Annotated in this window: 7 protein-coding genes and 1 pseudogene; 5 read left to right on the top strand and 3 right to left on the bottom strand. The window is 47.6% G+C overall.

Annotation, left to right across the window (positions count from 1 at the left end; all coding sequences use genetic code 11):
* The first annotated feature begins 231 nt into the window (after nucleotides 1-231).
* The 3 genes and pseudogenes from QUA62_RS28530 to QUA62_RS28520 all read left to right on the top strand — a co-directional run bounded on the left by QUA62_RS28530 (nucleotide 232) and on the right by QUA62_RS28520 (nucleotide 1,882).
* A complete protein-coding gene (locus QUA62_RS28530; protein ID WP_333408180.1) occupies nucleotides 232-588 on the top strand; it encodes a PadR family transcriptional regulator in 357 nt (118 codons plus the stop codon).
* 5 nt (nucleotides 589-593) lie between these two features.
* On the top strand, nucleotides 594-1,364 hold the full coding sequence (locus QUA62_RS28525; protein WP_333408179.1) for a hypothetical protein: 771 nt from the start codon (nucleotides 594-596) through the stop codon (nucleotides 1,362-1,364).
* Between the two features lie 152 nt (nucleotides 1,365-1,516).
* A pseudogene (locus QUA62_RS28520) lies at nucleotides 1,517-1,882 on the top strand (transposase).
* A gap of 373 nt (nucleotides 1,883-2,255) precedes the next feature.
* Here the strand turns inward: QUA62_RS28520 and QUA62_RS28515 are convergent.
* On the bottom strand, nucleotides 2,256-3,287 hold the full coding sequence (locus QUA62_RS28515; protein WP_333408178.1) for an NADP-dependent oxidoreductase: 1,032 nt from the start codon (nucleotides 3,285-3,287) through the stop codon (nucleotides 2,256-2,258).
* A 10-nt stretch (nucleotides 3,288-3,297) separates the two neighbouring features.
* Here QUA62_RS28515 and QUA62_RS28510 point away from each other — a divergent pair, with 10 nt between their 5' ends.
* Nucleotides 3,298-3,513 carry a hypothetical protein gene (locus tag QUA62_RS28510; RefSeq protein ID WP_333408177.1) on the top strand — a complete coding sequence of 72 codons (216 nt, stop codon included), beginning with the start codon at nucleotides 3,298-3,300 and terminating at the stop codon, nucleotides 3,511-3,513.
* Nucleotides 3,514-3,534: 21 nt separating this feature from the next.
* On the opposite strand, the gene QUA62_RS28505 is transcribed toward QUA62_RS28510, so the two are convergent.
* Nucleotides 3,535-3,735, bottom strand: coding sequence for a hypothetical protein (locus QUA62_RS28505; RefSeq protein ID WP_333408176.1), 201 nt, complete (start codon nucleotides 3,733-3,735; stop codon nucleotides 3,535-3,537).
* A 311-nt stretch (nucleotides 3,736-4,046) separates the two neighbouring features.
* A complete protein-coding gene (locus QUA62_RS28500) occupies nucleotides 4,047-4,289 on the bottom strand; it encodes a DUF4278 domain-containing protein (RefSeq protein WP_333408175.1) in 243 nt (80 codons plus the stop codon).
* Between the two features lie 255 nt (nucleotides 4,290-4,544).
* Here QUA62_RS28500 and QUA62_RS28495 point away from each other — a divergent pair, with 255 nt between their 5' ends.
* The gene (locus QUA62_RS28495; protein WP_333408174.1) at nucleotides 4,545-8,243 is read left to right on the top strand and encodes a WD40 domain-containing protein; all 3,699 of its coding nucleotides are present in this window, start codon (nucleotides 4,545-4,547) and stop codon (nucleotides 8,241-8,243) included.
* Nucleotides 8,244-8,350 lie beyond the last annotated feature (107 nt).

The raw sequence follows: 8,350 nt of genomic DNA, 5'->3' as shown, positions 1-8,350 counted from the left end.
GAAATCAGTTCACTATCTTCTTACACTTTCATTCTGGAAGCTTTATTCTATGCAGCTTCATATTAAATTGGTATTAACCTAGCTTTCTATCATGTCTTCATTCTTCAACAGACATTCCATTTAGCCCACGCAAGTTCCTTGAGTTAAGCTGCAGCTTATGGTGAAGCGTGGTATTTTTTCAGACTTTTAGCATCGTATTGACATATATCCGTAACGGATATAGTATGAGGTATGGCTAAAAAGAACACAACCAATAAACCCCTTACCCCAGCAGTGTTTCATATCCTTCTCGCACTCTCCACACAGGAGCGCCATGGCTATGAAATCATGAAGCAGGTCGAGTCAGATTCACAGGGAAAGGTAAAGATGGGGCCTGGAACGCTCTACGGCTCGATTGGTCGCATGATTGAGGCGGGATTGATATGTGAAAGTGACAAAAAGATAGACCCAAAAATGGACGACGAGCGGCGGATCTACTACCAAATCACCGGGCTCGGTAAAAAAGCACTCGCTGCGGAATTGGAGCGATACCGCGCAGTTCTGATGGTTGCTCAACAAAAACGGATCTTTCCGAATACTTTTGCCTAGGACATATGAACGAACGCTTAATACGACGATACCGGAACTGGTATGCAAAACTGCTTCGTCTCTACTCAAAGCCTTACTATGAGCGCTTCGGTGAGGGAATGAAGCAAACTTTCACCGATCTTCTCCGAGAGCGTGCAGAGGAAGGACGAGAATTATTTAGTTATGCTCTTTGGCTGTTCGTCGAAACATCCGCGGGAATTATGAGAGAGAAAATAACATATATCATTATGCAAAACAAAAACATTATTTACCTTGCACTCGGGACAGCATTCATATTGCTGATGCCCTTGTTAGCAATGCTGTTTACCGATCAAGTAGCCTGGGATCTGATCGACTTCATTGTCGCCGGTACCCTCATCTTTGGCACGGGTCTCGCCTATGAACTGGTTGCGAGGAAGGGGGGCACTATGGCATACCGAGTAGCTGTCGGCATTGCACTCGCGACAGCGTTCCTCCTCGTCTGGATGAACCTTGCCGTTGGTATCATCGGGTCTGAGGACAACCCCGTTAACCTGATGTATTTCGGAGTGGTCGCCATTGGAATCCTCGGTGCCACCATCGCGCGTTTACGGCCACGGGGAATGGCACGTACGTTGTTTGCAACAGCACTCGCTCAGGCATTGGTTCCTGTGATTGCACTGATTATCAAGAGGCCCCAAGTGACCTCGGTAGAAGCATCCATAGGTGTGTTGGGTGTATTGGGTCTGAATGCGTTTTTTGTCATGATGTTTATGGGATCTGCTTTGCTGTTTCGGCGTTCCAGAATCAGGCTATGAGCTGGAGCTGATTCTATGCAGTGCCCCTGTTTTGATTTGCTAATGTTGTCGATTTGTTGTTCATTTCTAAATTGGTAATCCAAACTTGTAGCGATTGGTGAACAAATCAATTATAGCGGTCACCAATTAGCTCAGGACATGAGATATAAATAATGGTGTTCCGACTCTCAAGCGACTCTCTGATGGCATTATCTCAGCAACACTTGATGGCTCCTTTCACGGTTGAGAAAGCTTGCAATAGAGCCGTGTTTGAGACCTGGTTGGAAACCTGCTTAATGCCTATACTCCAAGCAGGGCAACGGGTAGTAATGGATAACGCCACCTTTCATAAAGGCGGACGCATTAAGCAGTTGATTCAATCTATAGGTTGTGAGGTGCTGTACTTGCCGCCTTACTCTCCAGACCTTAACAAAATTGAACGCTGCTGGTCGTGATTAAAGAGTCGCATTCGCAAACACTTGAACTACTTGGGTAGTCTCCGAGATGCAATGGAACACGTCTTGCGTTCAGCATCCTAATCTATATGGCGACCGCTATAATACCAATTTAAATTGGTAGGAGAACAGAGAGGGAGGAATTCGCCGCCTGAGAACGAAGCCGGAATCTCTCAGGCACACACCTACCACTTCCCTAGCACTAGATGAGGGCATTAGCCAGCGGGATTTATGCGATCGCTTCGACATCAGTCCAGCCAGTATTGGGGCAAGGGCTAAGCGAAAAAAATTGCACACTGTAGCGTTTCTGGAAGAAGAGAGAGGCTAGATGTACGTCGGCAAACTCTGGTATTCGCCTCAATAATTACGCTATTTATTAGCCCAAGGATTTTTTAATTGAGGTGCGATCGCACCTCACCTACCACACTCGAAAAACTCCACAGCCAATCTGACGTAATTAGCTAGGTTCCTCTGAGACTTTAACGACCAGTTTTCCCTTCTTGTTGCCGTCGAAAAGTTTTAGGATTGCTTTCGGTGCATTTTCCAAGCCCTCGACAACCTCCAGAGCATATTTAATTTTTCCCTGATTGAGCCACTGTCCAAGGTCGCTTATCGCTTCAGACAATCGGGGAATATAATCGAGGATAATAAACCCCTGCACACGAACACGCTTTGTCAGAATTTGGCTGTAATTATAAGGGCCGGGAACAGGTTCTGTTGCATTATAAGTTGAGATTAAACCGCATAGAGGAATACGTGCGTGCAGATTAATTTTGGTCAGCACGGCATCGAAAATAGAACCACCAACATTATCGAAATAAACATCAATTCCATTGGGACAGGATTGAGCGATCGCGCTTTCCAAGTCAACGTTTTTATAGTTAATCGCTGCATCAAACCCAAGTTCTTCAATAAGCCAGCGGCATTTCTCATCAGAGCCAGTTATACCCACCACACGACAACCTTTAATCTTGGCAATTTGTCCAACAATGGAACCAACTGCTCCTGCTGCTGCTGACACAACCACAGTTTCTCCAACTTTTGCCTGTCCAATATCCAAAAGCCCAAAATAAGCCGTGCAACCCGTAAGTCCCAGGGGCCCCATAAATGTGGTGAGCGGACAGGGCAAAGGGTGAGGTAGTCGCGTGAGAGAAAAGCCACTGTTCCCTTCAGCGATCGCATAATCTTGCCAACCCAGCATACCCGAAACCAAATCTCCCTGTTTAAAATTTTGATTCTTAGACTCTTCAACCACACCGATAATACCACCGCGCATGACTTCCCCTATTTCAACGGGAGGCATATACTGCTCCATGTCGCTCATCCAAATGCGATTGGTCGGGTCTAGCGAAAGATAGATAGTCCGTATCAAAACCTCACCCTCTTTAGGGCTGGGGATTCGTTCTTCCCGATACTCAAAATCGCTTTCCTTGATGTCACCAACAGGACGAGATGCCAAGCGTAACTGCCGATTTATCCCTGTTTTCATAGCTTTATCCTTGAGTAGTCCTATTCATAAGTACCTGTATAGCCTCACCAGTTTTTTTTCAAAAACGGTAGCTCAACATTCGGAAGTACAGCCCCCGTCGGGCATGAAGCTCGACATGGGTGCCGTCCGCGACGATCTCGCCCCCCTGCATCACAAAAATCAGATCGCAGTCTACGGCGGTTTCGAGTCGGTGCATGACCAAGCTGATGGTTCTGTTGTGACGTAGACACTGGAGGGTCTCTATAACTTATTGCTCGTGCTTCAAGTCCAGTGCGTTCTTAAGTTCGTTGAGGATGAGTATAGGAGCCTTAGTGACGAGCGTCCGTGCGATCGCACGGGCGTTACCGCTGCCCGCCCGATAGGTTTTGACCGCCCTCAGCTCCGGCAAGGTTTCGATGAACTCAGCAGCCGCGGATTCCACCACCGCCTCCCGAATCTCGTAGAACAAAGCGTTTGCACTGGGGAATGAAAGTTCTGATCTCAGCGTAAATCGCTTCTATTTCAAGGAAGTTTTGGCTGCGTAGGTTAGCCATAAAGGGGAGCATCCCAATTGTGCAATTGTATCCCACAAGCAGGGGAGAAGGCGACAGAATAGATTCCAATTCTCCTAGGCTCCTGATGTACAAAAACGAGATGCCCCCCTGCCAGATTACCAGGCAGGTGAATTGCCAACCCAAATTCTGCAGCAGCACGGTACAACATAAATTGCTAACGATTTTTGAGCGTCCGCTTCTGATTATTGTGAATTAGCGATCGCGTCTATTGTTGAGTAGAGAAAGACGGAGTTTTTGTCGGCTGAGTGCTGTTAGGGATTGGGGTTGTGCCAGTTTGATAGTAAACGCCGCGATACTTCAGGCTAACCGTTGGTTGCAGCACTGGCGGCTTTTTCAAATTGTGGAATCTCCAATCTAATCCCCGATACTTCCCACCGACTTCACCTAAAGTGGTTTCAACTTCTGGGGGATTGTATTCGTAGCTAACACCGCGATATTGAAGTTTCATGGTTTCACCTTTTGAATCAATGTAATGGGTTCAAGGCGAACGAAGGCACTGACTCGACATTTACCTCGTTGTTCTCATTCTTCAACAGACATTCCATTTAGCCCACGCAAGTTCATCGAGTTAAGCTGCAACTTATCGTCAAGCGTGGTATCCTTCAGGAAAAAATACCTTGATTCAGTGGTTGGCAATTCGCCCAAAAGGATGCAGCCCCTTATAAAAAAGACTCGCTTTGCCCTTTAATCCGGTAATTTGCTTATGGATGCCAATGCCAAGAAATCCAAGCACAGCAGAGTTGCCTCTGCACGAGCCAGAGGAGTTATTCTGTCGCCTCATGGATGGCAGCGATTTCAATCGGCAAAACAGCAGGCAGAATCGGAGGAAACCTGGGGTAAACGATTTACCCAGGAAGATTTAAACGAACGCACTGGACTATCACTCAATACCCTGGGCCGGATTTTTAAGCGCGAACTCGGAGTTGATCGGCAGTCGCTAGAGATCCTTTTTCAGGCATTTGGGCTGGAATTAACAAAGACTGATTATGTATCCCCGATAGCATCAGGGGAATCGTTGGAAAGCCAACGGGCAAATCCGCAGCAGGATTGGGATAACGCGGTTGATGCCTCAATGTTTTACGGTCGTGAAACCGAACTGACGCAACTGTGGCAGTGGGTAGTGGCTCAACGCTGTCGCTTGGTTGGGTTACTGGGTATCGGGGGCATTGGCAAAAGTACGATCGCCGTCAAAGCAGCGCTACAGATGCAGTCTGAGTTTGAGATTGTGGTATGGCGATCGCTGGCTAATGCACCCTCGTTCGATGAACTCTTGACCAGCCTGCTAAAATTTCTCATGCCACTTCAGGGAGACGATCCCATCATTCCGGCAACACGGGATGAAAAGTTGTCGAAGTTGATGCAGTATTTGCGCTCGCAACGGTGTCTGTTGATTTTGGATAATGCTGAAACCATTCTGCACAGTGAGCAGGTAGGTCAGTGGAGATCGGGCTATGAAGCTTATGGACAATTTTTAAGAACGCTGGGCGAAACGCCCCATCAAAGCTGTTGCTTGCTGACGAGTCGCGAAAAGCCACGGGAAATCGCGTTAATGGAAGGCGAACAGAGCGTAGTGCGAGCACTTTCTCTAAGTGGACTCACGCCCGATGATGGACGCGCCATTTTTCAGCAAAAGGGAGCGTTTACAGGTTCAGAAGCCCAGTGGCAAACCCTGATTAATCACTATGGCGGTAATCCTCTGGCGCTGAAGTTGGTGGCAGCCGCCACGCAAGATTTGTTCAACGGCAGCATTGTAGAGGTTTTAACCTATCTTGAGCAGGGCGTTTTTGTCTTTGAAGACATCCGCGATCTGCTCGGTTGCCAATTCAATCGCCTATCAGTAGAGGAACAGAAAATTCTCTACTGGTTTGCTATTCACAGAGAGCCGGTGGCGATCTCCGAGATTCGTCAAAACATTATCGGTGCAGTCTCACAACAAACCGTTCCCCAACAAGTAAATTCGCTGCTCCGGCGGTCACTACTGGAAAAAACAGATGGATTATTTTTCTTGCAGCCTGTAGTCATGGAATATGCCACGGAACGATTGATACAGCAGGTGTGTACAGAATTTACAACTCGACAGCTTGATGTATGGCAAAGTCATTCATTGATTCGGGTGCAGGCAAAAGACTATATCCGAGAGATGCAATTACGATTCATCGTACAGCCTTTAATGGAATGGCTTTTATCGTCTTATCGAAATGTGTCAGAAGTTGAAGATAGAGCAAAGCTGCTCCTGGCACAACAGCGACAACAGCCAGAATATGGAGCAGGATATGCGGCAGGGAATTTGATCAATCTGCTCGTGCAGCTCAAAGTAGATTTGCAGGGTTCCGACTTCTCTAACCTCGTAGTACGACAAGCCGACCTAAGACAGATTAATTTGGCAGGAGTCAATTTTCAAAATGCGAATTTAGCAACATCCCTTTTTTCTGAGATCTTGGGGATTGCAACATCAGTCGATATTAGCCCCGATGGTCAATGTTTTGCCGTGGGTGATGTAAGCGGGATGGTGTATCTGTGGAATGTCACATCCCATGAACTCCTCGCTACTTTTGAGGGACATAGCGGTGGGGTTTGGGTTGTTGCATTTAGTCCCGATGGCACAACGTTGGCGAGTGGCGGTAATGATGCTTTGGTGCGGTTATGGAATGTGCAAAGTGGTGAGTGCTTGCAGGTTTTGGCCGGGCACACGGGGCGAATTTGGTCTTTAAGCTTTAGCGCTAATCGTCAATGGTTAGCCAGTGCTAGTGATGATCAAACTGTGAGAGTGTGGAATTTACAGGGTGACTGCTTGCACGTTTTGAAAGGACACACCAAAAATGTTTATTCCGTTCACTTCTCGCCCAACTATCCAACTTTAGCCAGCGGCAGTAACGATACCTCGATTCGGATTTGGGATGTTGAGAGTGGAAAATGCTTAAATGTGTTGCAAGGGCATTCTTCTGGCGTTCGCTGTGTGCGTTACAGTCCAGATGGTCAATGGTTAGCAAGTGGCGACCTCGATGGCTGCATCCAACTATGGAGTCATCCATCTAATTCTAAAACGCATTCCCCCAATCCTGAATTCAAACCGCTGCGAGGGCATACCAACTGGGTTCGAGGCATTGTATTTAGTCCAGAGGGGAGCATCTTAGTGAGTAGCAGTGATGATGAAACTCTTCGTCTTTGGAATGTGCAAGACGGACACTGTACGAATATTCTGGCCGAGCATACTGGAGCTACTCTGGCGATCGCCATAAGTGCAGACGGTAAGCTATTGATCAGTGCTAGCCAAGACCGAACGGTACGTTTGTGGCAGATGCCAAGCGGGCAAAGCCTCAAAACGTTGAGCGGGTATACGACTTATGGGAAACACTCCTTAAGTTTTAGCCCTGTCCCGTTGACAGCATCTCAACAGCAGAATGACTCTACCTCACGGGGAACCGAGCCAGCCACTATGATTCACCTGTTTGCGAGTAGTAGTAGCCAAGCGGGAACGATTCACTTATGGCAGTGGCAGGTTGATGGCGATCCACTCAGCTTGCTTCCCTGGAAAACCCTCTACAGAGAAACCAGCCGAGTTTCAAATTTAAGCTTTAGCCCAGATGGTCAAACGATCGCCACCAATGGGCAAGATGGCTCAATTTTTCTATTGGATGTCCAAACAGGACAGGGCGATCGCTGGATCGCTCATGATGCCCCCGTAATAGCGGTGCTTTTTAACCCTAAAGGGCAAACCCAAACCCTGGCAAGCAGTAGTTATGACCAGACAGTACGTCTGTGGAATATTCAAACTCGTCAATGCTTGCAAGTGCTACGGGGTCATCGGGGTAGCATTCAGGCGATCGCTTTTGATCCCCAAGGGCAAATGCTGGCAAGTGGCAGTTCTGATCAAACCATTCGCCTTTGGGATGTGCAGACAGGAGATTGCCTGCGGATGATAGAAGGGAACGGGGGTGGGCTTTACACGCTAGCATTTCATCCAACCGAGCCGATTCTGGCGAGCGGCAGTTTTGACCAAACCATCCGGTTGTGGAATGTGCAAACGGGAGCGTGTCTGCGAATATTACGAGGGCATACCAGTGCCGTGTATATCCTCGCTATTAGCCCCGATGGTCAACTTTTGGCAAGTGGCAGTGACGACCAAACCGTGCGCTTGTGGAATTTGAAAACAGGAGAATGTCTTCATGTGATGTGCGGACATATCAGTTGGGTCAGATCAGTCGTCTTTAGCTCTGACGGTCAAATCGTATTCAGTGGCAGTGACGATCGCACTATTAAACTGTGGGATGTCGCTACAGGACGCTGTATCAAAACGGTGAGAGGCGATCGCCTCTATGAAGGTATGAATATTCAAGGTGCAACGGGGTTGACAACTGCTCAAAAAACAACATTAAGAGCATTAGGAGCAATTTCACGGTGAAGCGATCGTTTACAGCACTACCGTTCTTACTTGGAGTTTAGACTAAGCAGGTCAAAAAGTGCGCTCGCTGTTAGACTAGCGAACAGTTATCAAGAACGGCAATGGTC

Origin of the sequence: Microcoleus sp. MON1_C1, assembly GCF_036701945.1 — a bacterium.
In the GTDB taxonomy this organism is placed as follows: domain Bacteria; phylum Cyanobacteriota; class Cyanobacteriia; order Cyanobacteriales; family Microcoleaceae; genus Microcoleus.
Note: the sequence above shows the minus strand (reverse complement) of the source record. Positions and strands in the feature narration are given on the sequence as shown.